Source organism: Vibrio alfacsensis, from assembly GCF_019670485.1.
GTDB lineage: Bacteria > Pseudomonadota > Gammaproteobacteria > Enterobacterales > Vibrionaceae > Vibrio > Vibrio alfacsensis.
Window position 1 is genome coordinate 1,398,197 of the sequence record NZ_AP024165.1, and the last position, 26,998, is coordinate 1,425,194.

Consider the following 26,998-nt stretch of genomic DNA (forward strand, 5'->3'; position numbering starts at 1 on the left):
GCTATTCCTTTCTATTCTTACTTTACTTCAAATCCGTATGCATATGGGTCTTCATCATCGACCCAGATGGTATTGTGGCCATAAACTTTCGCCCAACCCTCGATGCTCGGTAAAATTGCGGCTCTGCCGTTGACTTCCGTTACCCCTTCAATTCGGCCATTGAATACACTGCCAATAATACTTTCGTGCACAAAATTTTCGCCGGGTTTGAGCTTACCTTTCGCGTGCCATTGGGCCATTCTTGCGCTCGTACCGGTGCCGCAAGGGGAGCGATCCAGTGCTTTATCGCCATAGAACACGGCATTGCGAGCCGTTGCCCCGTCTTGTGTTGGTTTTCCTGTCCAAAGTACGTGAGACACGCCACAAACCGTTGGGTCATCAGGATGAATGCACTCAACAGCGTTTGAGACTGCCGCACGCACTCTTGGCGAGAGCATCAAAATCTCATCAGGTGAGTAGTGCTCTAGCCCGGCAAAATTCACTTGTGGATCGACAATGACGTAGTAGTTTCCACCGTATGAAACATCGACGGTAATTTCGCCGAGCCCTTCAACGTTAACCGTCACGTCTGGGTGGGCGAGATAGGCAGGCACGTTAAATATTTTGACTGATGTGACCTTGTCACCTTTTGTTTGATAGTGAACTTCAATCTGACCTGCTGGAACATCAAGAATCAAGCGACCCTCTTGTTTTGGGATAATTAAGCGGTTCTCAATCGCCGTAGTGACGGTGCCTATTGTGCCGTGACCACACATTGGTAAGCAGCCACTGGTTTCAATGAAAAGAATGGAGGCATCGGCGTTGTCACTGCAAGGGGGCAGAACAACAGAACCTGACATCATCGAGTGCCCTCTCGGCTCAAACATGAGCGCCTGACGGATCCAATCGTGATGTTCTAAGAAGTATTGACGCTTTTCGCTCATGGTATCGCCTTTGAGAGGGGGGACACCACCAGCAACCAATCTGACAGGATTTCCACAGGTGTGAGCATCAATACAGAAAAAGGTTCCTTGTCTCATTTTTCGCTCCTTGCTGAAAAAATGGGTTGAATCAAACATGCTTGATGTTATCGTGATGTAAAATATATTGTATACAATCTACTTTTTCAACTGTGATTTGGAGCATATTCATGTTGGGTGAAGCGGGGACATCAAATAACAGCATCGCGGTCATTGGCGCAGGCGTCATTGGATTGGCAATTGGTTTGAAGTTGCAACAGCAAGGGCATCAGGTGACAATTTTTGATCCTAACGGTGTTGGAAGTGGCTGTTCTAAAGGTAACGCTGGTCATATTGCAACTGAGCAAGTATTTCCGCTTTCTACACCGAGCCTGATCCCTCAATTGCCAAAGATGCTTTTAAGTTCAGAAAGTCCGGTTTCGATCCGTTGGCAGGATTTACCTAAAACGGTCGGATGGATGATTCGATTTTTGTTAAACGCGACACCGTCTGCTTCCAAAGCCTCGACTCGGGCAATCAAAACGCTGAATGAGCAATCGGTAAAAAGTTGGTTTGAACTATTGGAATCGATCGGTCAAAGCACGTTGATCAAGATGGATGGTTCATTGTTGACGTTTGAAAGTAAACGCCTATTTGCACAGTATCAAAGGACACTGGCGGAGTTGATGAACCAGGGCGTGAATTACGAAATTTGGACACAAAGTCAAATACGAGGACGGCTTCCTGAAATCAGTGAAAACGTGCAGGTGGGTGTCTTTTTCCCTGACACCGGCCATACGGTTGACCCTTACGCTATATGCCTTGAGCTAAGTCGCGCTTTTGAAAAGTTGGGAGGTAGAATCGAGCTTAAAGAAGTTGATGCTTTACGGAAAAATGGTGGCCTCCTAGCCGATGCACTGCGATATCGATTTGACCAGATTGTGGTTGCTGCGGGTGTATATTCCAAGACGTTGGTAAAACAACTTACCGGGATAAATGTGCCCATACAAGCAGAGCGAGGTTATCACTTAATGATGGATGACAAGCATAAATCACTCCCGTTTCCTGTGAGTTCAGCAGACCGAAAATTTATCATGACGCCGATGCGAGGTGGGCTTCGTTTAGCCGGGACAGTTGAATATGCTGATGTAAAATCTCCGCCCAATATGGCGCGAGCGGCGATGTTATATCAACAGGGTAATGCGATGTTTCAATCGGGCTTGAATGCATCAAAACAAAAAGAGACTTGGATGGGCAATCGTCCATCAACCAGTGATTCGCTACCCATCATAGACCGAATTTGTGACGGAAAAATTCTGTTGGCTTTTGGTCATCAGCATTTGGGATTAACGCAAGCGGCAATTACAGCAGATCTGATCTCTGAGCTTATTGCAGAGTCTGTACCATCGGTCAATTTGGCGCCGTTCACATTACATAGATTTGCCTAAAAATTTTTAACATTAAATATTGTATAAAATATATTTAATGCTATCGTTTACAAAAATGCAACATTAATGGTATCCAACAGCCGTATGCGGATGCCGCCAGAAAACAATCAAAGGAGTAATCCATGTCACGAATGACGAAAGCACCACTGGCGATTTTAATTTCAGGAATGCTGTTGGGGACGTCTGCATACGCAGAAGACAAATTGACCGTCGTTTCTTGGGGCGGTGCATTTACTAAGAGTCAAGTGGAGGCTTACCACAAGCCATTTATCAAAAAGACAGGCGTTGAAATTGTCTCAGAAGACTTCAGTGGTGGCTTAGCGGAGATAAAAGCGCAAGTGGAAGCGAACAACGTGCGTTGGGACCTTGTTTCACTGGATAAACCAGACATTGTACGAGGTTGTGCAGAGGGATTGTTAGAACCCGTGAACCCAAGCATCTTGCCTCCTGGTTCTGACGGCACACCTGCTGATGAAGACTTTATTGACGGCGCAATTCATGAATGTGCAATCAATACCATCGTGGTATCGACCGTTTTAGCGGTGAATGAAGAAGCATTTAAAGGAAAAGCAGTGCCGAGCAAGTTGACTGACCTCTTTGATCTAAAAACTTTTCCAGGTCGACGAGCTTTACAAAAACAACCCCAAGGTAATCTTGAATGGGCGCTATTGGCGGATGGGGTAAAACCAGAAGAAGTGTACCGTCTGTTAGAGACAGAGGAGGGGCGTGAACGTGCGTTCGCTAAGCTCGATACCATTAAATCAGAAGTGCTCTGGTGGACCACAGGCGCGCAGCCGCCACAAATGTTAGCGGATAAAGAGGTGGTTATTGCTTCGGCATTTAATGGTCGTATTCATAATGCTCGTCAAGATGAGGGACAGCCGTTTCGTATTATTTGGGATCGTCAAATGGGTTACATGAATGGCTGGGCGATCCCTAAGGGAAGTGAAAATACCAAACTTGCACTCGACTTTATCGCGTTCTCCTCTGGCACTAAACCGTTGGCTGACCAAGCGAAATATGTCGCTTATGGCCCAACGCGAAAGTCCTCTTCAGCTCAAGTCAGCCCAGAGATTTTGGCCAACTTGCCGACGGCACCACAAAATTTTGAAACGGCATTTTTGATCAACGATGAGTGGTGGTCAGATTATGCTGATGAGCTAAATGAAGAGTTCAATACTTGGCTGCTTAATTAAGCGTTAATCCAGTTGGAACCTAGTTTATATCTGATGAACTAGGTTCTAATAGCTGCCAATTCTATGTCTGATTTGTTCACTCTCGGAGAAAGAATGAAAGTTATCGATGCAAAGCAAGTTGCGCAATGTTTAACCATGACATCGCTCATAGAAACCATGCGAGATATTTACGCGCAACCTGCGACGATTCCTCAGCGACGCGTTATGCCATTGGAAGAGGGCAAGTACGAGGCGTTTGCTTTACTGCCCGCATGGAACCAAGAGTTAATCGCCGTTAAAGCGTTTACCTATTTCCCGCAAAACGCGGCACAAGGCAAAGATACGTTAGCCTCAAAGTTACTGGTGTTTAAGCGAGGGGATGGTGATCCGATTGCACTTGTGGATGGCAAGGTATTGACGTTTTGGCGAACGGCTGCTGCATCGGCATTAGCGGCAGATTACCTAGCGAGAAAAGACGCTTCACAGCTACTGATTTGTGGTACGGGTAATCTTGCTCCTTATTTTGCTTGGGCGTATGCGGCGATTCGTCCAATCAAGCACGTTTATATTTGGGGTCGTAATCCAGACAAGTCCGTGGCAACGGTAGATAAGATTTTGTCTTCTAGCGAATATCAGTCGTTGCCTGCTGAACGTCAATTTGACATATCCATTGTAGAGACGCCAGATCAAGTCGTTAGCCATGTTGATATCATCAGCTGTATTACCGCTTCGTCAACGCCATTGTTTAATGGGAACTGGGTTCAAGCTGGTACGCACATTGATTTGGTCGGTAATCACGATCTCGATAAGCGTGAATGCGATACTCATGCAGTTCAACGATCAGAGGTTTACGTTGATAGTCGGGTCAATGTGCTCGCAGAAGCCGGGGATTTATTGATCCCAATTCAAGAGGGCGTATTTACTCCGGAGGAGATTCGAGGTGAATTGCCTGAACTTTGCGCCCAACAAGTCGCTGGGCGTCAGAGTGATAAGGTGATCACCTTATACAAATCAGTCGGCAGTGCCTTAGCTGATTTGGCCGCAGTAAAAGCGGTGTTAGTCGAAAGTGGCATTGATAGCCATGCATGAGCATTTTTGCTCGCCTTTTAAAATTGCATACAATATACATATAGGGAAAGAAGTTCATGAAAGTTGATTGGAAAGGTGTATATCCAGCAGTAAGCACACAATTTCGTAAAGATCAGTCGATCGATTTAGATGCAACCCAAACGGTCATTGATAATCAGATTAAAGATGGTGTGAATGGCATCATCTGCCTTGGCACCGTAGGTGAGAACTGTGCGCTATACCCAGATGAAAAACGCCAAGTATTGAAAGCCGCGCAAGAAGTGGTGAACGGTCGTGTGCCACTTATCGCAGGGACTGCGGAGTCAATTACCACTGCGGCGATTGATTACATGCAAGATGCAAAAGAAATTGGTATTGATGGTTGCATGGTGATGCCAGCGATGGTCTACCGTACTTCTGAAAGTGAGACATTCGACTACTACCGTACACTGGCAGAGGCCACGCCAGAAATGCCAATCATGATTTACAACAACCCGGTCTCGTACGGTGTTGATGTGAATCTGGATATTATGGCGAAGTTGGCTGAGTTTGAAAACATTGTCGCAATCAAAGAGTCGACAACCGACACACGCCGTATTACTGAGCTTTATAATAAGTTTGACGATCGTTTTACTGTGTTTAGCGGTGTAGATGACATTGCATTGGAATCATTAATGTTAGGCGCGACTGGTTGGATCTCGGGCCTGACAAACGCATTTCCAGAAGAATCCGTTGCGATTTACAAACTGGCGAGCCAAGGTCGTTACGCAGAAGCTCTCGAGATCTACCGTTGGTTCTTACCATTGCTTCGTTTAGATACGATCCCAACTCTTGTTCAGTGTATCAAACTGGCCGAACAAGTGTGTGGCCGTGGTTCAGAGCAAGTTCGAGCGCCACGACAACTGCTTAAAGGCGAAGAACGTCAGCAAGTTATTCAGTTGGTTGAACATGCATTGGCAACCCGTTTAGACCTTTCAAAATACAATCTGTAATTGCCTGTTTAGCAGGGCGTTAGTCGACGCTCTGCTCATTCTTGATGTTTCAAAAAAATGAGAGGAGGAAGCCATGAGTACGTCAAACAAGGACTATGTCAGCTTTCAACACGTTAAGAAAACTTATGATGGCACCAATCTGGTTGTAAAAGATTTCAACTTGGATATTGCACCCGGTGAATTTGTCACCATGCTAGGACCATCGGGGTCTGGGAAAACCACCTGTCTAATGATGCTAGCAGGGTTTGAAACCGCAACAGGCGGAGAGATTTATATCGACGGTGTCCCCGTGAACAACCTTGCTCCGCACAAGCGTGATATCGGCATGGTATTTCAAAACTACGCACTATTTCCCCACATGACCATTGCCGAGAATCTTGCCTTTCCTCTGAAAGTACGCAAGTTATCGAGCGATATTGTTCAGAGTAAAGTCAAGAACGTCTTGGATATGGTTGAACTGGGGCATGTTTCTAACCGTTACCCCAAGCAACTTTCTGGTGGTCAGCAACAGCGAGTCGCGCTTGCTAGAGCATTGGTGTTTGAGCCTAAATTGGTGTTGATGGATGAGCCCCTTGGCGCATTGGACAAACAGCTTCGCGAACAGATGCAAATGGAGATCAAGCATCTTCATGAAAAACTCGGCATTACGATTTTGTATGTGACTCACGATCAAGATGAAGCGCTGACCATGTCTGATCGCATTGCGGTGTTTAATCAAGGGGAAGTACAGCAACTCGCTTCTCCTACTGAACTGTATGAAGCGCCGAGCAATACCTTTGTCGCCCAGTTTATCGGTGAAAACAATCAGCTTTCAGGAACGGTACAGAGCATCGAATCATCACATTGTGTGGTTCAGGTTGGCCGAGAAAGTATTTATGCAACACCAGTGAGAGTTAATGAAGCCGGTGAGCAAACCACGCTTTCAATTCGACCGGAAAAAATCCAGATTCAGCCTGAGCGAAATCAATGTGACAACCACGTATCAGGTATTTTACGTGAGTTGATTTATCACGGTGATCATTATCGCTTGGTGGTTGAAGTCGAGACCGTTGGTCACCTTGTTATTAAGCTTCCGAACGACAGTCGCACACAATTGGATCTGACACCGGGCACGCTTTGTCGAGTAGGCTGGAATCATCAAGATTGTCATGCCCTTGACGGTATTCCAACATCAAGCGAAGAGGTGGCCGCATGAGTCGAGAACTCACCTCGTTAAACTCAGTGCTTGAAGTGGAGCGACAATTTGCTCATCCGCCTCAGGATCTAAAAGCACAGTTGAAGAAAGCGGAGCGAAGAAAAACCATTCGATCTGTGCTGCTTACGCTGCCATTAGTTTGCTTTATCTTACTGACTTTTGCTTTTCCTATTCTTGAAATGCTCTATCGCAGTGTCGATAATCGCGCGATCCCACAGGCTTTACCTCAAACGGTCAATGCGATAGCTAAATGGGACTATCAAGGTCTTCCACAGCCAGAGGTCATTCAAGCCTTTTCAACGGAAGTGTTGGCTTTGTACCAGAGCAAAACCTTACCTAAAATCGCGAATCGCATGAACATAGAAGTGTCGGGGATGCGAAGTTTACTTATGAAAACAGGACGTAAGTTGTCTCGGCTCGATGCAATGCCAACCACGGTGAGTGAGTTAGCCTCACTTGATAAGCGTTGGGAAAACGCCAAGTATTGGGCCGCGCTAAAAAACCTCAGTGGCGCACTAACCATGAATCATTATTTAGCTGCGCTGGATATGCAAGTGAATGATTCAGGAGAAATCGAAGCCCAACCAAAAAAACGCCAGATCTACGTTGACCTTTTCTTTAAAACTTTTTGGATGTCGATCTTAATCTCCTCAATTTGTTTGGTGATGGCGTACCCAGTGGCTTACCTTTTAGCTAACTTACCGGATAAACGCGCCAATTTGCTGCTGATAGTTGTGCTGTTGCCTTTTTGGACCTCGTTGTTGGTTCGCACGACATCGTGGATTGTTTTGCTGCAAAACCAAGGGGTGATAAACGATTTACTCATTTGGAGTGGCGTAACCACTGAGCGGATTCAGATGATCCATAACATTTTTGGAACGGTGGTTTCAATGGTTCATATTCTGTTGCCTTTTATGATCTTACCGTTATATAGCGTTATGAAAGGGATCAGCCCTACCTATTTTCGAGCGGCTCGTTCGTTAGGAGCGACACCTTTTGTGGCATTCGTAAAAGTCTATATGCCACTAACTCTGCCGGGTATTGGAGCTGGCGCATTGCTTACGTTCATCCTGTCGATTGGTTTCTATATCACCCCTGCATTGGTGGGTGGAAGAAGCGGACAGATGATCTCGAACATGATTGCTTACCACATGCAAACGTCACTGAATTGGGGAATGGCAGGGGCGTTAGGTGGATTGCTGCTGTTTGTAGTATTGGCACTGTTTTATGTGTTTAACCGAGTCGTAGGCATTAATAATATTAAAGTTGGGGGTTGATCATGGCGTTACCAAATTATGCGTCAAAAGGTGAACGAATCGCCTACATGGGGTATTTGCTCTTTTGTGGCTTTGTGCTGTTTTTTCTCATTGCGCCAATCCTTACCATTATTCCTTTATCGTTTAATGCAACGCCTTATTTTACGTTTACCGAGGGAATGCTAAACCTTGATCCAGAAGCATATTCAGTGCGCTGGTATCAAGATATGTTCACCAATGAGCAGTGGTTGCTGGCGCTAAAAAACAGTACTTTTATTGCTTTGATGGCGACCCTTATTGCGACAGGATTGGGGACGTTGGCAGCGTTGGGTTTGGCGAGCAGTCATTTGCCGTTTCGAAATACGATCATGGCATTGTTAATCTCGCCAATGATTGTCCCTGTGATCATCTCAGCGGCGGCGATGTATTTTTTCTACACGCGCTTGGGATTATCCCAAACTTACATGGGTATCATTTTAGCGCATGCAGCATTAGGAACGCCGTTTGTGGTGATCACCGTGACTGCAACGTTGAGTGGATTTGATCAGAGTTTGGTGAAAGCTGCCGCAAGCTTAGGGGCAAATCCGGTCTATACCTTTCGCCATGTTACGTTTCCTTTGATTCGGCCCGGCATGATCTCCGGTGGTTTGTTTGCGTTTGGCACCTCGTTTGATGAAGTCGTGGTGGCGCTGTTTCTGACAGGCGCAGAGCAAAAAACCGTACCAAGACAGATGTGGTCGGGGATTCGTGAGCAGATCAGTCCTACGATATTAGCGGTTGCCACACTTCTGATTTTTATGTCCGTTTGCTTGTTGGTGACTCTCGAGATTTTACGCCGAAGGAATGTACGTATTCGAGGTATTCAAGAGTAAAACAGATTTTTCGGTTACACGGATCCTCTCGTCCAGGCATGACTCTCCAATATTGACCGAACGCGCCTCTTAGTAGGCGCTTTTTTCATTTTGGCTTCACTATAATTCCGGCTTGTTCAAAACGTGCCATTACAGGCTTGTGATCGTGTTGATACCAACTCACGGGCATGTTTGGCTTGAGTTGGATTTTTTCACTCTTGCTGATCACAACATAATGCAAAAAATCGTTTAGTGTCTTTTGCATCGCTTCCAATGTCATGTCTCCATCTTTATGGATGGTTTTGAGCAAACCAATGACCGCATCTTCCGGAATCAGTGGCTCGATAATGGCATTTTTACGCGTTTGAATTGACGCTGAAACAGGTAGATTTGCACGTGCCGTTTCCCAGCACACTTTGTTGCTTTTAGTGACAAGGTTATGTTGGTAACAATAGTAGCTAAACAAAAAGCGCGACAGGTTTTGCCAGCGCTCGGTTTGGACTTCTAACCAGATATGTTGTAGCTCGATGTCGGCGTCGGTCATAGATGCAGTTCGGATAAGAGATTTTGGGCGTAGTGTAACTGCGTTTGCACGGTTCGAAAAGCAGCACTAACATCAGTCAAAATTGATCTTAGTAATCTTAATCAATCATAGCCATTTCAATGAATCTCAGTGGCTGCAATTCGATGAGCGTAAACTTAAACTCTTTTCATGATCCCAGAGCCCATTGGCTGTTGATGTCGCAAGTTAGAAAATCGCTTTCTTCCGGTCTTTAAAATAGAAAAATGCGCTTATAGTAATAAATAAAAACGAGAAATAGTAAAAGAAAGAAGACAGCGACGCGATGAAGTCGATGTACTGATCTATTTGCTCTTGAGTGTAATGTTGAGAAAGCAATTTGTAATAGTAGGCGTACAAAATGCCGATGAGACCGTAGCCGAGATTGAACATCAACCCTTTGAAGCTGAGTACGGTTGCTCTGTTGTGAGACTCTGTCTTTTTATTGAGGTGATAACTGATGAAAATGTTTACCGTCATCACGATGAAAATCAAAATCAGGGCAGGAATGACCCCATAAATTGACCAACCAAGGCTGATCCAATAGTAGGTCGCCATGGTTGCCAACCCCATTATGGCAATGAACTTTTTCGGCGCGATGCGTTCTGCCAATCGGCGGCTTTGTCCTGCGAATACTATTTGCAATAAACTTATTCCCGCGCCAATGAAACCAAAATAGATGATTGGGATATCAATCGCCCGATAGTATTGGCTATTCATGGTTAAGAACATGCGTGAAGTGTGCTCGAACAAGCTGTAATAGAGCAAAATGAAGAGCACATACGGGGCTGATATGACCCATTTAGCCGTGTTTAGTGTCAGCTTCATACTTGCGATAGTGGAGGTGAGTTTGTGCTCGCCAGTTGTTCGTTTCTTTTTCTCCTCCCTCATACTGAAAGCGGCGTAGATGGCGATCATAGCGACAACAAGTGTCGCATAAACAGGGATGCGCATGATGTCTTGCGTGCTTTCAGGTATCGGCAAGCCGAGGAACTGATATACATTCGCCATAAAGTTAACGTCGTACATCGCTGCGCCAACTAACGTGACGACAATCCCGACGCTAGAGGCGATACGAAGTTGAATTTGTAAAACACGTGGCCATAACTCTTCTTTACCTTGTTCTTTTAAGGTGTCGTAAGCGAGAGCCTCATCTGCACCACTTGCCAAGGCCATCGCCAAGCCGCTCAGCACCCGGTTGATCAAAAAGACAATGAAGACGAAAGAGGGGTTGCCAGTAGGAACGAACGCGATCATGGCGATTTCAATAAACATGACAATCGAAGAGAGCACTACGAGTTTTTTTCGGCCTAAAGTATCGGCAAAAGCCCCTGATGGTACCTCTGCAAGAACAATCGTCGCGGCCCAAACCACATTGAGCATGGCAAATTGTGAGAGGGTTAAGCCGTAATCTAAGTAGAGTAGGGTGAATACCGGATAGTAAAAACGTGCAAAGTAACTGCTTCTGAACATCAGGAAGTAGCGCACATTACGAATTTTTAGGATTTCATGATGTGTCATGAATAATTCAACATTTTGAATAACATAAGATTATGTATAACCCGTTTTAAGCTACGCATCAATGTGAATCCGAACAATCAAGTGGTGCTCATACCGTTCAAGTTAACTTTTTTGTTTAATACTCTTATCAATAAAACCCTATGTGGAATATGGCTTACAAGAAAAGTAATTTCAGAAATACAAGAAATTCGTACACAATTTGCGGTATCATGCACAATTATTCTGATTGTCGTGACTTATGAATATACTCACTGTTCCTCCTAAACCCTCCAATATATCGTGCTCAAATTGCCAAGCTTGCTGTTGTCGTCTCGAAGTGATGATTATTTCTGACACAGGCGTCCCGGATAAATTTATCAAACGTGATCAGTACGGTGGCGAGACAATGTTGCGACTAGACGATGGATGGTGCGCGGCTTTAGACAGAGACAGTTTAATGTGTTCAATTTATGAAAACCGTCCTTGGATTTGTCGTGAATTCGAGATGGGTTCGGGTGAATGCATGGATGAACGAGATAAGTTCTTATAAATCCGTTTCTTAACGATGCATTATCTGAACTTTTTGTCATCACAACGTTTGAGTTTTCAAGATGGCTTTTTCCGTTTCCCTCAATGTTTTTCCTCCCAAGGCTTTGGTGTTAATGACGTGTCAGCCCACGTTCGGCTGACACGAAATTGCTCTGAAGTACATTAAAACCCATGCCCGTAATCCAAATCGATGACTTGTCCGGAACCTTCACGGGTGATACAGCGTCGTTCAGACGTACTTATTCTGGTTGGAAAACATAGTTTTTATGCTTGCCGAAAAGAACGGCAAAGGCGGGTATTACAAGCCACATATGGAGAGTGACCAAGTCGGGTATAGGAAGATCGAGAGTCTGAGTTGCGTATGTCACTAATCCACTTCCACTAAGTTGAATAAAACCCAACAAAGCGGCAACAGTGCCTGCTTGATTGGGAAATACGCTCAGTGCTTGTGCCGCTGAAGGGGCGATAATGCCAGCAAAACCAATAGAGGCGATAAAGATTGGCAACATAAAGCTCCAAGCAGTCAACTGGTGAGCAAATACTTGCATAAAAATACCGGATGCTACGGTAAGAATTAAGCCAAATCGCAATACATTTTTTCGATTGAATTTCTTTATCGCTAACGGGGTGACTATGTAGGCTAATATGTTAATAACGGCATTGATGGTAAACCAAAGCGTAAACTCAGAAGCCGTTAACCCTACATGAGATACTAACCAAATAGGTGCTGATGTAATGTATGCCAGTACCGCGCTAGTTGTAAGCGCACAAAGCGTGGCATGAAAGACAAACGTGGGTTCTTTTAAGATTGCGATAAAACGTTTAACGCCAATGAAAGGCTGTTGATTTTGTTGTTCGTTTCGTGGCATCTCATTGACAAATCGCCAAACTAATACACCGACTACCAAGCTAATTATTGCGAGAAATGCAAAGTTTGACCGCCAGCCATAGTGAATTGTGAGCCAATGACCTAAAGTTGGTGCTAAAGCAGGTACACTTGCCATAGCGCCATTAAGGTAGCTGATCATGTGGCTACTTTGTGACGCATTAAAGTTATCTTTCACTAATGCAAATGCGACCACTGTTGTTGCGCTGGCGCCAAAACCTTGAGCAAATCTGGCCGCAAGAAGTATGTCAATCGATGACGCGAAATACACAACAACAGAACTCACTACATAGATGGCGACGCCCAAATAAGCAATTGGCTTTCGACCATATTTGTCTGATAGAGGCCCTACAATAAGTTGTCCCACCCCTAAAGAGATCATAAAAAAGGTAATAGAGGCTTGGAGGTTTTCGAGTTCTACGTCCAAAGAGGACGCAATATCGTTAAATGCGGGTAGATAGATATCAATCGCTAGCGGGCTAAGCACGATGAGCGCCATTGCAATGCTTGCGAGTGTAATTGAGTGATTTTGATTAGTTTTCATGTTGTTCCGGATATAAAATGAAATTCGCTGCTTACGGTGTGCTTAATCTAGTTGTTCGAATTCGAAAATTAGGTATCGAGCACCGCAAGTCATAGGGTGATGACAAGCAATCGCGAAAGAATTTAACCCAATATATTGTGCTGAAAACATGACAATTGTCTGGTTAGAAGACCGATTTAAACGGACATAAGAGTTAAGAGAATTATCGAGTATGGATGAGGTTTTGTTGCAGGATGGCTATGATCTTTTTCGAGGTTTTGTAGAGAATCAAGCTTTTCGAAAGGTTGCTGTTAATAAAGGGGAATACATCATTAAACAGCACCAAATGGTCAAAGATGTGTATTGGGCATCTCCGGCTAAATTTACGATTAGGCATACTGCGGAGAATGGGAAAATACTCAGCTTAGGTGATTACTCTTTAGCTGATAATCTTTTTGGTGAAGTTGAATACTTTTCTCAAAAGTTAAGTTCATTTGATATGATTGCGGCCGATAAACTGGAGCTTTTAGTGATTCCAACAGAACATCTAAGAGATTTTTTGTTGAGAGAAAGTAAAGCGGCCTTTTGGCTCAATCATCGCATTGCGACTATTCAGCAATTTACAATGCACATTGCTTTAGAGCGAGCGTTGTACCCTCTTAAATTCAATATTATAAAAGATCTGATCCAAAGACATACGTCACAGACGCCTTGGATCAACCATGCATATATGTATCAAGAAGCTGAAAGATTTGGTTGTACAGAACGAGCTTATGCCCGAGTGATTCGAGAGCTTATTGATAACGGTGCAATTATTAGGCAAGGCGACAAATCAACACTGATCCCCGTCGATATTGAACGTCTCAAGGCGATACTAACGACATATCAAGAGTGATCCGAAAGCGCTCAAATTATGGTTTATTCTTCAGTCGACTTTTGGTTCTCCTTAATTGGTGCTTAATCTTGGGGAGGGGAGTGAGTAGTAATTGCTCTCCCTCTATTAGTATAAAAATGCAAAGCTATTAGTATAAAAATACAAAGTATAGCTTCTAGCTACCGGTTTCTTCATAAAGATTACTTCTCGCTGGGGCTTTTTCCTCTCCCAGAACTCCTATGTTCACACCATCTGTGCAGAATTTGCATAGGTCCTGTTCCATTCCTCTGGTTTTTCCAAATGTACCGATCTCTATAATGCACGCCATCCGCTACGGCGAGTCTTATCTACAAAGAGAGTGTCGAGTATGACTAAGAAATATGAAAATGCAGTGTTAGATGATCAAGCACTGATTGATGGCCTTAAATCAATCAACCCAGCATGGGGTGACATGACAGTACGTGTTGCTGGTGAAGCATGGGGATTGCCTTTAATTGATCAGAAAACTAAAGCTCTAATTAGTATTGCGATTGACCAAATGGCTTTAAATGTCACCGGTGAAGGTAACCCATTTGGTGCACATGTTGATATGGCGCTTAAGCAAGGCGCGACGTATGCAGAGCTAGAAGAGCTCATTGTATTTGCATCGGCATACACAGGTTTTAATAAGGGTGCAACCACTATGGGAGCATTGAACAAAATCCGTCACGAACGAGGAGATTTCTAATGGTTATTCCAGGATTAAAGAAACCAGATCACATTGGGTTCACGGTTCCAAACCTCGATGAAGCGATTACATTCTTCCGAGAGCACTTTGATTTTGAATTGGCTTACGAGTTTGGTCCATTCGCTTCGACTGACGATTGGATGCAAGATCATTTAAATGTTCACGCACGAGCGGAAATCACCAAGATTGCAGTGATGAGCGCGAAGGGGATTAACTTAGAGATCTTTGAATACGCAGACACGATAGAACGCAATAAGACAGCACCAAATAACGCCGACATTGGCGGTCATCATCTTGCTTTCTACGTTGAGGATATGGACGCGGCCGTTTCGTATCTAAAAGATCAAGGTATTAAAGTGCTTGGTGAGCCAACCATCATGACTGAAGGCCCAACGGAGGGCGAATCATGGGTCTACTTTATGGCACCTTGGGGAATGCAGTTAGAGCTTGTGTCTTATCCAAAAGGTAAAGCTTACGCAAAAAACTCTTCTGTGAAGCTGTTTGACCCACGATGAACATTATATTTATTGCTCTGATTGTGTTCGCGGGCATGGGGCTGTCTTTCGAGGCAGGCCTTTTAGGTCCTCTAGGCGAGCAAGTCGGTCACTTATGGGCAACCTTGAGTATCTTTGGTGTGGGTACAGCGCTGCTTTGGATGATTCGTCATTTTACTCCGCAAGGAAAGTTCTCTGCTTGGAATACCATTCCAAAATGGCAACTTATCGGTGGTTTATTAGGGCCTATTTACGTGGTCACACTAACGTTATCGACACCGATTTTGGGAGTGGCGATGACCATGGTTTGCGTTTTGCTCGGGCAAATTACGAAGAGCTTTGCGATTGACTACTTCGGCTGGTTCGGTATGACAAAACAAGCCACTAATCCATTGCGTATGCTTGGTGTGGTGTTTATTTTTCTGGCACTTTGTTTTGTCTACTTGGGAGGGCAGTAATGACACTAATTATTTTACTTGCGATTGCGTCAGGCATGGCCCTGAGTGCTCAAGCGGCGATCAACGGCCAACTTGGCGAAAAAGTGGGGGTGATTGAAAGCTCTTTACTTACATTTAGCATGGGTACGGTCATTACTGGGCTATTGATTTTTTTCTTTGAACCGAGTTATGACGCAACGCTTTTAACGGTGCCTAAGTGGCAACTTGCGGGAGCACTGTTTGGCATTATCTATATGATCGTAATGGTTGCAGCTGTGCCTAAAGTTGGTGTCGCCATCGCCACGGTGGCAACTATTTTAGGTCAGATGATCATGAGCCTAGTGATTGATACCCAAGGCTGGCTTGGTAATGCACCGATTGAACTGAATTATTGGCGTATTGCAGCAATGGTGTGTATTGCGTGCGCATTGGTTTGTATTTATCTCGCAAATGCTCAAACACAAAAAGTGTTAGAAGCGCCTGTGACAAAAGAAAACATGACTAACCTTATAAAGGATCCAAAATATGTCAGCTAAAACACTCATTGTCTTTTTTAATCTAAAATCGACGACTAACGAAGCCCTTTACCTCCAATGGGCAAAAGAGTCTGATCTGCCAACGGTAAACAAACTGAGTAGCGTTTCATCTTTTGAGGTGTTTAAAGGCATCAGCATGGTTGGTCAAGATAAGCCGTCACCATGGGATTATTTTGAGGTGATTCAGATTGACTCAGTAGACGCCTTTCTAAGCGATATTCAAACCGAAGAAATGCAAAAGATTGTAGAGCAATTTCAATCTTTTACTGAGGATGCGCACTTCATCGTGACTGAAAATATTCTCACTGCATAACCAGTTAACATTCAGGCAAGCTAAGCATTAGCTTGCCTTTATTTGCGTTTAGGCCTTAATCTTTGGCTAGGTCAGCAGACCCTACTTACCTAATAAAAAGGGAGAAAGTAAGTGAATTACGATGTGTCTTTATTGGAAATAAAACTATTTTTGATGACCACACAGTTTGGCAATTTTTCTGAAGTGGCACGTCGGCAAGATATGACACCATCGTCAGTGTCTCGTAAAATGGCACAGTTAGAAGAGAAAGTCGGCACCAAACTGTTACATCGACATACCCGTTCGATCTCATTGACCGATGAAGGCGTGGCATTTAATAAGCAATGTACGGATATTATCAATCAGTATGAACGTGTTGTTGAGCACATCGAACAGCGAGCAAATACACCTCGTGGCACCGTTAAAATCAGTGCCCCGGTTGCTTTTGGACGGCTTCACATCGCTCCCTATCTACCGGAACTATTAGAACGTTATCCACTTCTTAAAGTTGAAATTCAGCAGACTGACGCCTTTGTCGATCCCGCCGCAGAGTCGATTGATTTAATGATCCGCATTGGTGTACCGCAAGACTCTTCCCTAAGAATGAAACGTTTTGCCAAGCAGCGCTATATAATGGCGGCAAGCCCAAGTTATCTAAAGTCTTATGGCATCCCAAGTAAACCAGAAGAACTCGAACAACATAACTGTCTTGTGTTTAAGGGCACCAGTGGATTGCAGCGTTGGTTTGTCGGCAAGGATAAATTAGAACCGTATGAGGTTTCTGGGTCACTCTACAGTAACAATGCGGAAACCTTGGTCGCAAGTGCGGTGGGTGGAAGCGGGATAGTGGTTTTTCCTACTTGGTTGATTGGGGAAGAATTAAAGAGTGGTAAGTTGGTCCCTTTACTAGAAAATTACGACGTTTCGACTAGTCTAGAACAGCAATCTATTAGTGCACTTTATCTTGAGACGGATAACCTTGCAGCAAAAGTGAGGGTAGTGATTGACTTTTTAGAAGAGAAATTCCGTAGCACAAGTAGTAACACCTTATGCTATTGGGATGTTGTCTAGTCCATGAATCTTTCAACGTCTAGTATGCGCCCGCAGAATAGTGCAACTCATAACTGTGGCTATAGATTTCGAGAATGTTACCAAACGGGTCTTCCATATAGATCATTCGATATGGCTTTTCTCCTGGATAATAATAGCGGGGTGCTTTCATACGTTTTTTACCCCCGGCCGCGACAATCTTTTCTGCGAGTCCCTCTACATCAGGGTCTTGCACGCAAAAATGAAAGATACCTGTTTTCCAATACTCAAAGTTATCTTCTGGGTTTTCTTGATCTTTAAATTCGAAGATCTCCACACCAACTCGGTCACCAGTAGACAAGTGAGCAATTCTAAATCGTTCCCATCCAGCGCCAAATACATCGGTACACATTTCACCTATCGCCGAGTCATCCTCAAGAATCTCGGTGGGTTTCATGATCAGATACCAGCCTAGAACCTCAGTATAAAATTTTACTGCCGCATCTAAATCAGGAACCGAAATGCCAATATGGCTAAAAGATCGCGGATAGGTATGGTTGGTGTTCGGTGGGGTAATCATTGTTAGCATCTCCTTGCGTTTATTAGGAAGTATTCCATTTACAAAGGATAGACCAACTGAAGCGATATATGATGAGTATCGTGTATTAAGTGTTGGGGTTAAATAAGGAACTAAGAACAGAGGAAAACAGCTTTCGTTGTATGGGCCATAAACTGATTCTAAGTAAAAATGAACTGGCCAATGCAGGGCTGGGCATTGACCAGATCTTAACGGTAGCAGTGTTGCTTATCTCACAAGTGCGCTTTCTTGTGATATATGAATTGCTGTACGTTTATCAAGGCGGCCACTCATGCGAGTTAGAACGAGTGCTATGAGAACGATTATGGCACCAACCCAAGGGGTATGCATCAATCCCATTTCTGACACAATCATACCGCCACCCCTTGGAGTCTTTTCTTTTTCACTAAGCGAATGGAAATGAGATGGAACAATATCAAATTTGGCAATATCGAACAGAGACACACAGTCTTACACTGGGTAAGGCAGAAACGTCAACTTTAGGTGACAACGAAATCTTAGTGCGTAACAAAGCGATTGGCATTAACCCTGTCGATTGGAAATTTATCAAAACAAACCCTTTAAATTGGCCGAACGGTCATGTTCCTGGTGTAGATGGTGCTGGTGTCATTGTAGGAACTGGGTCTAACGTTGATACGAGTTTAATTGGACGCCGAGTTGCGTACCATGGCTCACTAATTCGCCATGGTAGCTTTGCTGAGTGTATTGTTTTGAATGCTGAGCGAGTGATGCTGCTACCTGAGAGCCTATCGTTTGAACTTGCTGCCGCGTTGCCTTGTCCGATGCTTACCGCGTGGCAAGCATTTGAAAAAATTCCGTTAACCCGTCAAAGAGAAGTGCTTATCGTTGGTTTTGGCGCGGTTAATAATTTGCTGTCCCAGATCCTCGTCAATGCTGGCTATGTCGTTGATGTTGTCTCAGCTAGCTTGAGTGAAGCGCGTGCAAACAAGTTGGGTGTTCGTCAGGTTTACCGAGAGCAGTCTCAAGTCAGCACCAAATATTTCGCTATTTTTGATGCAATTAGTGGGGAAAATGCTGCTCGTTTGGTTTCACTATTAAAAGCCAATGGGCACATTGTCTGCATTCAAGATCGTATACCGAAACCTATTGACCCTCCATTTACTCGTACAATTTCTTACCACGAAATAGCGCTAGGAGCGCTACATGATTATGGCGATAATGAAGATTGGCATGCTTTAATGCAAAATGGTGAAGTATTACTTGAACGTATTTCAAAAAACAGTGTTGAAGTGAGCGTACCTGTAGTTTTTAAATTCGAGCAGATGTCTGATGCATTAGAGCACAGTGAACTCACAAAAATTAAGACGGTAATTACCTTTAGTTAGACGGTATTAAGAAATTAAGTTTAATAATGTCTACTAAATCTATGATTATTTAGTATTAATAATAATTTTATGACTTTAAAGCTCCGCTGTCGTGGAGCTTTTCCATTTTTGGGAGGCAGATGGGAAGATCGACTGTTACCTATTAACACAATAGTATTTCTTATGTTTTATAAGTAATGTCAATAAAAATAAAAAATGGTTTTTTATGCTCATACTATTTTTTGTCATTTTATTGTTTTTTAATTTTGTTTTTATATGAGAGTCGAGATAGTAGATTAAATGCATAAAAAATTAAGGTATATGCAGACATCATGACACGGAGTATGCCATGTCTAATCGCGTAATTGGTTTTCTTTTCTGTTTGTCGAGTTGAAAATGATAGAACGCATATAACCTCTGTCAGTAGTCATGATTTAATCGTAGTTGGACAGAATTTTGGGAGGTTTAAATGACTGATAAGGCAAAGTTTTTAAGACTAATTAAAATTTTGTGCATTTTGTTCTTGGTCTCTTTTTTTTATATCATTTCAGCAGATAGATTTGCTCCATTGACGACCGAGGGACGAGTTCATGGTCACGTGATACAAGTTGCTCCAGAGGTTTCCGGACTGGTGACGAGTGTTGAAGTTGAAAATAACATAGATGTAAAAGAGGGGGATACATTATTTACGATAGATAGTCGGCAATATGAAATAGCGCTCAAACAAGCAGAGTTAAACTTAGAACTAGCAAAAGAGCGACAAACGGCATTATATGCTCAAAAAAGAGCAGCGGAAGCCAGTGTAAAAAGGGCACACTCATCATATAAAAATGCACTTTCAGACTATAAGCGCATCGACGAACTAGCGAAAAAACAAGTTGTTTCTCAATCCGTATTAGATGAGTCGGTCAAAAACTACGAATATGTTTCGTCTAGCCTTGAAATAGAAAAGCAGAACTTACTTGCAATAAATGCTCAAATCGGGAACAAACATGGAGCAATTACAGAAGTACGCATTGCAAAAAGTGTAGTTGAAAATGCAAAGTTGAACTTTGAGAATACGATAGTCCGTGCTCCTAGTGATGGTGTTGTGACTAATTTGAGATTGAATGTAGGCACACTTGTGAATGCTCATGCCCCCCTAATATCTCTTATCCCTAACAGTTCGATGTGGCTTGCAGCCGATTTTAGAGAAAAATCGGTGGCGATGGTTGATGGTAAATACAAGGCAATTGTGGCGTTTGATGCCTATCCTGGTGATGTTTATCACTATAATGTTGCCACACGAGATAAAGGGGTAGCTTCAGCCCATCAATATCCTGATGGTATGTTAACTGATATCCAGGTAAATAATCGTTGGATAAGAGACGCACAAAGAACCAGAATTAATCTGGAAGATGATAAGCCACTACCGGAGTCCTTATTTGTAGGATCCAGAGTTAGCATGGTGTTATATTCTGGAGAGAGCAAATTTTGGCAATTAATTGCAAATATTAGAATCCGATTGGTTAGCGTTCTCCACTACATATACTAGGGAGGCGTGATGAAAATATTCAGAATTTGGTTTGCATGCTCTTTAGGTTTAGCGTTAAGTTTGATTTTTGATTGGGATTTCGGTTTTCTCGCTGTCCTTCTGCCGTTTTTCACTTTGGGTAAGATGGACAAATTTAACCCCCTTATCATCGTGATGATATTTATGTCTGCTCTGATCAATATCATTATTTTTAGTTTGATATGGAGCATGTTTAAGTCTCATCCATTCATTTTGTTTATGTGTGCTTCGGTCGTGTTCTTATGTATGTCTTTAGCGATGGTTAACCAAAAGACGTTTCTATTGGGTTTTATGGGATTACTGCTAGGTTCGATATACTTAAGTTTGTTTAGCTATGAATTTATGGATATGGAAGATATGTCCATAACGATCATCGTCATGTGTACAGTAAATGCTTTAATTTGTTCACTTGCATGTTTTCTATTTCCTAGTATGGGTAATCGAGACGAGGAAGAAAATAAACAAGATAATGATGTCACCCCAATTGTGATTCGTTATGGTGAAGTGATCATGGTTTGGATGGTGGTAATGATCGCATTTGTGATCTTTCAAACAATAGATCTGTATGATTCATCCGCAGCATATGCGTCGATCATTGTTATATTAGCCCCAATGACGGTTATTGGTGTATTTGAAATGTCAATTATTCGAGTAGCAGGGACAATGCTCGGATGTGCTATTGGCGTATCTGTGCTGTTGCTGCTCGGGGTTTGGTTTGAGCATGTGTTTCTTTTCTGGTTGTTGTTAACTATTGCTATGGGGCCTTTGTGTTACATGCAAACTTTGGATGTATCCAAAGCGACGATCTCAGTATCTGCGATGGCGGCTCTATTTGTCCCTCTCACAACCGTTACGATTCCTGGTGGTTCTGATGGTTTCTTTTCAATTATTTATCGTTTCAGTTCTATCGTTGTGTCTATGCTTCTGAGTGTTGTATTGGTATTTTTCATTAGTGCATTGTTACGATTGAATTTAAATAGTCGCTCACAATAGTGCAAAATTTTTTTACGTTATAAATGTTATTGAAGAAAGCATAAAGGTCGTTTTTGAAAAAATTATTGATTTCAATTTTAACTATTGTTTTGTCAGCTTGCGGAACAATGGCTGAGAGAAATGTATCTATAAAATCTGAGTCCATGAATCCTCTTAACGAGAGTGGTTTGCGTTTTTGGGATGAATATTCGCCTAGTGATGAAAATTATCGCACAATAGAACAACTGAAATATCTAAATTATTACTCGCATAATAAAAGTGAAGTCAATTACCTTGCAATTTCTGGAGGTGGTGTCGATGGCGCTTTTGCTGCAGGGATACTCAATGCGTGGACAGATAAAGGTGATCGTCCTGATTTCGATGTCGTGACAGGTATTTCAACCGGTGCGATAGTGTCAATTTTTGCGTTTTTAGGTAGTAATTATGATGACGAGTTGGCTAAATATTATACACAACCATCACTAAATGAAATCTTTAAAAGAAACTCACTATTAAAATTGCCATTTAAAGCTTCAATTATGAATACGGATGGATTCGAAAATGAAGTAAGAACGTTTGTTGATGATACTATAATTAGCAAAATCGCTGCCGAGAGAGATAAAGGTAGAATACTTCTGATTGCGACAACCAATCTTGATAATGAAAAAATGTCCATTTGGGATATAGGAAGAATCGCACAAATAAAAACTGAAAACTCGAAGAAGTTAATTCAAGATATTATTATAGCGAGCAGTTCTATACCTGGCCTGTTCCCAGCAAAACCAATATTTATTGAGTCAGACCGTGTTATATATGAAGAGTTGCATGTGGATGGCGGAGTATCAAGGCAAGTTTTTTTATTTCCTCAGTGGCTAGGTGAAGCGGTTCCAAGTTTAACCAGCCACAAGAAAAATGTATACGTGATAAGAAATGGTCAGTCTAAGCCTAAGTTTGAGGCTATCGACAATAGTATTTCCTCGATATCTATTCGGGCACTATCCATTCTTACCCGTCGTCAAGGGGTTGGAGACGTGGAATTTATATATAACTACACAAAGTCTAACAACATGATGTTTAACTTTGCACATATTGATGATGACTTAGTTGGCGATGGCTTAGACACAATGAGTAAAGATTATATGAATGCGGTCTATCATTATGGTTATGACAATATGCTAAATGATATGCTTTGGTTAACGACACCTCCAGCAATGAATTGATCGATACACAACCACTATTTTTAGTTGTAATTCTCGTGGAAACTCATATCGATTATCTGCATAAAACGAGTCGTAAATGCTTCAGAGCCTCTCAAAGTATGGGAGGCATTTTCGTAAAAGGTATTATCAAATCGTAAAATCAACTGGCTTAGGTCAGCTAGATCTATTGTCGAGTAGGCCGTTTTTTTTTAGAAAAATGGGCAAAGATAAAATAGTAAAATGAAGGTAACTGAAACAAAAAAGCCAGTCCGGAGACTGGCAATCAAACTGGGGAGTTTGAAATGAAAATGAAAGCGTTTCTGACTATTTTTCAATAAACTGAGTCGCTCGCTGAAGCCAGGCTTTATCATGGTTATCCAGCGTTGGGCTCAGTGCTTTATAAACGCGAGTGTGGTAGTGATTCAACCAGTCGATGTCACCTTGATCCAGTAAGGATAGATCTAGCGCGTTGGTCGCGATCGGTGCTAACGTGATGGTTTCGAATCCATAGAATGTACCGAATTCATTTTGTTCTACTTTGATCACTTTCATGATGTTTTCAATCCTCACGCCATATTCCCCTTCGCGGTAAACGCCAGGCTCATTAGTGATCACCATGCCGGGTTTTAGCGCGACTTCACGGTGGCTTTGAGAGAAGTTTTGTGGGCCCTCATGAACATTTAGGCAAATACCAACGCCATGCCCGGTACCACATTTGTAATCAATGCCATGCTGCCATAGTATGCCTCGCGCCATAATATCAAGGTTAGCACCCGTAGAGCCTTTCATAAATCGAGTCTGAGTCAGTCGAATGACCGCTTTAAGCACTAAGGTGTAATCTTTACGTTGCTTAATGGTCGGAGACCCAAAGTGGAAAGTACGGGTGATGTCTGTTGTTCCGCCTAAGTATTGACCGCCTGAGTCCACTAAGAAAAAGTTGCTCTCGTTAACGACGGCATTGCTTTCATCATCTGCGGCGTAGTGCATTTTTGCCCCGTGCGCTGCAAACCCAGCAATGGTTCGAAAACTATCACTCACGTAGTGGCGAGTCTGACGTCGGTAGCTTTTGAGCTGTGCTTCGGCGGACAGTTCAGTAACAAGCCCACTTGGGACTTGGTCGTTTAGCCAACTCATGAACTTGACTACTGCGACACCATCGTCCGTCAATGACTGTTCGAGGTTGGCCAGCTCGGTCGAGTTTTTGATGGCTTTCATTTCGGTAACCGGGCAGGCCGCTGGCTTTAGCGATACGTAGCTTTCAATGGCGCTAACAAGCAAGCTGTCAGTGTAAGATGGGCTGAATGCAAGCGTTAAGCCCTCACATTGTTGATTCACATACTGGCTAACATACTCATAATGGCGAACGCTGACGCCTTGTTCGTTGATCTTTTTCTCTAACTCTGGGTGCAGTTTGCTTTTGTCGATAAATGCCGTTGCACGATTTGGTTCTACAACCAAGTAGGCTTCTGACACCGGGCAATACAAGGTGTCACCACCACGAATGTTTAATGTCCACATTATGTCGTCTAACGTGGAGATTAGTATGCAATCCGCCGTATCTTTTTGTAGCCAAGTGCGGATTTTCACGAGTTTTTCTTGGGTGGTAACTCCAGAAAATGCAGTAGGGTGGTCAAAGATTTTGGCTGTTGGACGGTTTGGTCTCTCTAGCCAAATCGGCGTGAGTAAATCAAGGTCGAGAATAAGGCGAATTCCTTTTGGCTCAAGGGTTTGTTTTAGTTCTTGGTAAAATGTGTAACTGATTGAGCGCCCATCCACAGCGACAGCGCTATGTTCTGGCAACGTTGCTGCAAGCCATTTTGCAATACTTGGTGTTTCTGGTTGGCGAGCCTTGAACAAATCAATGCCTGTGCCATGCAGTTGTTCTTCAGCTTGAATGTAGTAACGTCCATCGGTCCATAAACCACCGCCTTGCTCTGTGATCACCACATCACCAGCTGATCCTGTAAAGCCAGAGATCCAACTGCGAGCTAACCAGTGCTCTGCAGAATATTCGCTATTATGGGGGTCGTTATTGGTCACGATATAAGCGGAGATATCGTTGCTAGCCATCGCATTACGCAGCGATGTTAGGCGTTGGTTTACAGTAGAAGTGGTATTCATGAAAGACTTCCTAAATTCATGTTTGAACGATAAATATGATGTCCCATTGAGCCTGTTTTAGTGGGATTTTGTTGTCCACACAGCTCCGTGGCTTCGGGGTATCGTGTACGAAAGGCGCAGCCGCTCGGTGGGCTGAGTGGGGAAGGGAGATCGCCGGGCAGTAATTGAACCTCGCGACGTCTTTGAGCAAGTGTGTTCTTACCCAGCCTGAGCATATCTTCACCTTTCCAAGTTAAGCGTCCATGGGTAGGTTCAATTAACCGAAGTGGGGCGCTTACTAGTGTCGAATTGTAATGAATAAAAAATTGGCCTGAGATCCGGGTAAGATACCCAGGCCCAAAGCATGCCATTAGTGGACTTTCACATAGACATTCCTACGGTAGTATGACGACTCGGGGTTAGTACGCTCATAGCAACCAAAATAAGGCTTGACCAAATATTGATCGTTGCCTGGACGGTAAATCGGAATAATTGCCATATCTTTGATGAGCATGGTTGCTGCTTGTAAATAGAGCTTGGGTAGTTTCATCCTGTTAGCACTCCGTTCATCCTGAATACAGTTCAAATTTATATTGTATAAATTCGATGCACAATTGAGTTTTAACACGGTTGTAATAAGGGATTAAAAGACGAGCTAGTTGGTCTCAAAAAGTGAGCCAGAGAAAGATAAATGATGGAAAGCGCATTAAGTTGGCACGAAATAAAGACAATTGGGGAAAAATCCCTTTCACCTAGCCGGGTTCAAACAGCGCAATGAAAGGGATCATGACGATGGTTATCGAGTACTTATTTCACAAGGTAATGTTTAACGAACTCGGTAATTTTTACCATATCTTCAACAGCGATGAATTCTTCAGTCGTGTGTACTTTTGCCATGCCAGTCGATAGGTTTACTGTCGTTAACCCTTTTTTGTTGAAGTTGTTTGCATCACTACCGCCACCTGTGCCTTTAGTGAATGCTTCGATACCCATATCGGCAAACGCCGCTTTGATCGCTGTAACGTGCGCGTTATCTTCTTCGATAACAAAGGCATCGTAAGCGCGGCTAGATTCGATTTCTACTTCTGCACCGTGCTTTTGAGCCACAAACTCAAATGTTGAGATCATGTGTTCTACTTGTGCATCTAGTTTTGCACCGTTTAGCGAACGCGCTTCCGCTACGATAGTAAGCTCAGGCATCACGATGTTGGTTGCTTGACCGCCGTTAACCATGCCGATGTTCGCCGTGGTTTCTTCGTCAATGCGAAGTAGGTTCATCTGGTTGATTGCGTCAGCTGCGACCATAATTGCGCTGATGCCTTCTTCAGGAGCCAAGCCCGCGTGAGCTGGACGGCCTTTAATTGTCGCAACGATTTTTTGCTGACCTGGTGCTGCCGTTACGATAGTTCCGATAGGGCCACCTGTATCCAATACGATCGCTTCAGTTGACGTGACGTGTGACATATCGAAGTATTCAGAACCGAATAGACCACCTTCTTCATGCACCGTGAATGCGAGCTCAAGCGTTTTGTGCTCAAGGTTCTCAGCTTGAATGCAACGTACCGCTTCCATGATGGCTGCGATACCAGATTTATCGTCGCCACCAAGGATCGTATTGCCTTTTGAACGGATGATGCCATCTTCAATGATCGGCTCGATACCAATACCCGGTGTTACTGTATCCATGTGGCAGCTCATTAGAATTGAGCCTTCTTTTTTACCCTCAAGACGTGCGTATACGTTAAAGCCGTTCGAAATATGTTCAGGTACAGGCAATTTTTGAACAGTAAAGCCGAGTTCGCCTAACTGTTCGGCAAGTGTTTCTGCGATTTGTTTTTCATTCATTGTTTCGCTATCAATGCGAACCAGTTGGCAGAAGTGATCAATCAGGCGCTCTTGATTAATTTGTGTCATTTGCATGTC

General features: G+C 43.3%; 26 protein-coding genes and 3 pseudogenes. 19 read left to right on the top strand and 10 right to left on the bottom strand.

Annotated features, from left to right (window positions below):
* Positions 1–17 precede the first annotated feature (17 nt).
* A complete protein-coding gene (locus VA249_RS06815; protein WP_221069523.1) occupies positions 18–1,019 on the bottom strand; it encodes a 4-hydroxyproline epimerase in 1,002 nt (333 codons plus the stop codon).
* Between the two features lie 110 nt (positions 1,020–1,129).
* Between VA249_RS06815 and VA249_RS06820 the strand changes: the two genes are divergently transcribed.
* The 7 genes from VA249_RS06820 (at position 1,130) to VA249_RS06850 (ending at position 8,944) form a co-directional block, all read left to right on the top strand.
* Positions 1,130–2,386: an NAD(P)/FAD-dependent oxidoreductase gene (locus tag VA249_RS06820; RefSeq protein ID WP_221069525.1), complete on the top strand. Its 1,257-nt coding sequence runs from the start codon at positions 1,130–1,132 to the stop codon at positions 2,384–2,386.
* Positions 2,387–2,508: 122 nt separating this feature from the next.
* Positions 2,509–3,582, top strand: coding sequence for a polyamine ABC transporter substrate-binding protein (locus tag VA249_RS06825; RefSeq protein WP_221069526.1), 1,074 nt, complete (start codon positions 2,509–2,511; stop codon positions 3,580–3,582).
* A gap of 93 nt (positions 3,583–3,675) precedes the next feature.
* On the top strand, positions 3,676–4,650 hold the full coding sequence (lhpI, locus tag VA249_RS06830) for a bifunctional Delta(1)-pyrroline-2-carboxylate/Delta(1)-piperideine-2-carboxylate reductase (protein ID WP_221069529.1): 975 nt from the start codon (positions 3,676–3,678) through the stop codon (positions 4,648–4,650).
* A gap of 56 nt (positions 4,651–4,706) precedes the next feature.
* Positions 4,707–5,621, top strand: coding sequence for a dihydrodipicolinate synthase family protein (locus tag VA249_RS06835; protein WP_221069324.1), 915 nt, complete (start codon positions 4,707–4,709; stop codon positions 5,619–5,621).
* 73 nt (positions 5,622–5,694) lie between these two features.
* Positions 5,695–6,816, top strand: a complete 1,122-nt coding sequence (locus VA249_RS06840; protein WP_221069532.1) for an ABC transporter ATP-binding protein — start codon at positions 5,695–5,697, stop codon at positions 6,814–6,816.
* On the top strand, positions 6,813–8,093 hold the full coding sequence (locus VA249_RS06845; protein ID WP_221069534.1) for an ABC transporter permease: 1,281 nt from the start codon (positions 6,813–6,815) through the stop codon (positions 8,091–8,093). Before VA249_RS06840 ends, VA249_RS06845 begins: the two co-directional genes overlap by 4 nt.
* A gap of 2 nt (positions 8,094–8,095) precedes the next feature.
* Positions 8,096–8,944, top strand: a complete 849-nt coding sequence (locus VA249_RS06850) for an ABC transporter permease (protein WP_211919202.1) — start codon at positions 8,096–8,098, stop codon at positions 8,942–8,944.
* Positions 8,945–9,029: 85 nt separating this feature from the next.
* Here VA249_RS06850 and VA249_RS06855 read toward each other — a convergent pair whose 3' ends face one another.
* Together VA249_RS06855 and VA249_RS06860 are read right to left on the bottom strand one after the other, a co-directional pair.
* The gene (locus tag VA249_RS06855) at positions 9,030–9,467 is read right to left on the bottom strand and encodes a hypothetical protein (protein ID WP_221069536.1); all 438 of its coding nucleotides are present in this window, start codon (positions 9,465–9,467) and stop codon (positions 9,030–9,032) included.
* A 204-nt stretch (positions 9,468–9,671) separates the two neighbouring features.
* A complete protein-coding gene (locus VA249_RS06860) occupies positions 9,672–11,003 on the bottom strand; it encodes an MFS transporter (protein ID WP_221069538.1) in 1,332 nt (443 codons plus the stop codon).
* Positions 11,004–11,241: 238 nt separating this feature from the next.
* Here VA249_RS06860 and VA249_RS06865 point away from each other — a divergent pair, with 238 nt between their 5' ends.
* A complete protein-coding gene (locus tag VA249_RS06865; protein ID WP_221069311.1) occupies positions 11,242–11,532 on the top strand; it encodes a YkgJ family cysteine cluster protein in 291 nt (96 codons plus the stop codon).
* Positions 11,533–11,770: 238 nt separating this feature from the next.
* Here the strand turns inward: VA249_RS06865 and VA249_RS06870 are convergent, their stop codons facing one another.
* Complete coding sequence (locus VA249_RS06870) at positions 11,771–12,961, bottom strand: multidrug effflux MFS transporter (RefSeq protein WP_221069540.1); 1,191 nt, start codon at positions 12,959–12,961, stop codon at positions 11,771–11,773.
* Between the two features lie 211 nt (positions 12,962–13,172).
* Between VA249_RS06870 and VA249_RS06875 the strand changes: the two genes are divergently transcribed.
* From VA249_RS06875 to VA249_RS06905, 7 genes are all read left to right on the top strand, one after another.
* The gene (locus VA249_RS06875; RefSeq protein WP_221069542.1) at positions 13,173–13,835 is read left to right on the top strand and encodes a Crp/Fnr family transcriptional regulator; all 663 of its coding nucleotides are present in this window, start codon (positions 13,173–13,175) and stop codon (positions 13,833–13,835) included.
* A gap of 346 nt (positions 13,836–14,181) precedes the next feature.
* Positions 14,182–14,541 carry a carboxymuconolactone decarboxylase family protein gene (locus VA249_RS06880; protein ID WP_128810956.1) on the top strand — a complete coding sequence of 120 codons (360 nt, stop codon included), beginning with the start codon at positions 14,182–14,184 and terminating at the stop codon, positions 14,539–14,541.
* Complete coding sequence (locus VA249_RS06885; RefSeq protein ID WP_221069544.1) at positions 14,541–15,056, top strand: VOC family protein; 516 nt, start codon at positions 14,541–14,543, stop codon at positions 15,054–15,056. Before VA249_RS06880 ends, VA249_RS06885 begins: the two co-directional genes overlap by 1 nt.
* On the top strand, positions 15,053–15,493 hold the full coding sequence (locus tag VA249_RS06890; RefSeq protein WP_128810955.1) for a DMT family transporter: 441 nt from the start codon (positions 15,053–15,055) through the stop codon (positions 15,491–15,493). The genes VA249_RS06885 and VA249_RS06890 overlap by 4 nt, the downstream gene beginning before the upstream one ends.
* A complete protein-coding gene (locus tag VA249_RS06895) occupies positions 15,493–16,008 on the top strand; it encodes a DMT family transporter (RefSeq protein WP_128810954.1) in 516 nt (171 codons plus the stop codon). Before VA249_RS06890 ends, VA249_RS06895 begins: the two co-directional genes overlap by 1 nt.
* Positions 15,998–16,321 (top strand): hypothetical protein, encoded by a 324-nt coding sequence (locus VA249_RS06900; protein ID WP_221069547.1) that lies wholly within the window; start codon positions 15,998–16,000, stop codon positions 16,319–16,321. The genes VA249_RS06895 and VA249_RS06900 overlap by 11 nt, the downstream gene beginning before the upstream one ends.
* A gap of 111 nt (positions 16,322–16,432) precedes the next feature.
* Positions 16,433–17,371 (top strand): LysR family transcriptional regulator, encoded by a 939-nt coding sequence (locus VA249_RS06905; RefSeq protein WP_221069549.1) that lies wholly within the window; start codon positions 16,433–16,435, stop codon positions 17,369–17,371.
* 19 nt (positions 17,372–17,390) lie between these two features.
* On the opposite strand, the gene VA249_RS06910 is transcribed toward VA249_RS06905, so the two are convergent.
* A complete protein-coding gene (locus VA249_RS06910; protein WP_128810952.1) occupies positions 17,391–17,909 on the bottom strand; it encodes a lactoylglutathione lyase family protein in 519 nt (172 codons plus the stop codon).
* A gap of 225 nt (positions 17,910–18,134) precedes the next feature.
* A pseudogene (locus tag VA249_RS24090) lies at positions 18,135–18,290 on the bottom strand (MFS transporter); the annotation flags it as partial.
* 41 nt (positions 18,291–18,331) lie between these two features.
* Between VA249_RS24090 and VA249_RS06915 the strand changes: the two are divergent.
* From VA249_RS06915 to VA249_RS06930, 4 genes are all read left to right on the top strand, one after another.
* On the top strand, positions 18,332–19,273 hold the full coding sequence (locus VA249_RS06915) for an alcohol dehydrogenase catalytic domain-containing protein (RefSeq protein WP_221069550.1): 942 nt from the start codon (positions 18,332–18,334) through the stop codon (positions 19,271–19,273).
* 448 nt (positions 19,274–19,721) lie between these two features.
* On the top strand, positions 19,722–20,786 hold the full coding sequence (locus tag VA249_RS06920; protein ID WP_221069553.1) for an HlyD family secretion protein: 1,065 nt from the start codon (positions 19,722–19,724) through the stop codon (positions 20,784–20,786).
* Positions 20,787–20,795: 9 nt separating this feature from the next.
* The gene (locus VA249_RS06925; protein ID WP_221069555.1) at positions 20,796–21,797 is read left to right on the top strand and encodes a DUF2955 domain-containing protein; all 1,002 of its coding nucleotides are present in this window, start codon (positions 20,796–20,798) and stop codon (positions 21,795–21,797) included.
* Between the two features lie 53 nt (positions 21,798–21,850).
* Complete coding sequence (locus VA249_RS06930; protein WP_225927109.1) at positions 21,851–22,996, top strand: patatin-like phospholipase family protein; 1,146 nt, start codon at positions 21,851–21,853, stop codon at positions 22,994–22,996.
* Between the two features lie 303 nt (positions 22,997–23,299).
* Here the strand turns inward: VA249_RS06930 and VA249_RS06935 are convergent, their stop codons facing one another.
* The 4 genes and pseudogenes from VA249_RS06935 to VA249_RS06945 all read right to left on the bottom strand — a co-directional run bounded on the left by VA249_RS06935 (position 23,300) and on the right by VA249_RS06945 (position 26,989).
* Positions 23,300–25,096 carry an aminopeptidase P family protein gene (locus VA249_RS06935; protein ID WP_221069557.1) on the bottom strand — a complete coding sequence of 599 codons (1,797 nt, stop codon included), beginning with the start codon at positions 25,094–25,096 and terminating at the stop codon, positions 23,300–23,302.
* A pseudogene (locus VA249_RS24095) lies at positions 25,093–25,278 on the bottom strand (oligopeptide ABC transporter ATP-binding protein OppF); the annotation flags it as partial. The gene VA249_RS06935 and the pseudogene VA249_RS24095, both read right to left, overlap by 4 nt.
* Before the next feature lie 167 nt (positions 25,279–25,445).
* A pseudogene (locus VA249_RS06940) lies at positions 25,446–25,613 on the bottom strand (peptide ABC transporter substrate-binding protein); the annotation flags it as partial.
* Between the two features lie 269 nt (positions 25,614–25,882).
* Positions 25,883–26,989: a M20/M25/M40 family metallo-hydrolase gene (locus VA249_RS06945; RefSeq protein ID WP_221069559.1), complete on the bottom strand. Its 1,107-nt coding sequence runs from the start codon at positions 26,987–26,989 to the stop codon at positions 25,883–25,885.
* Between the last annotated feature and the right edge of the window lie 9 nt (positions 26,990–26,998).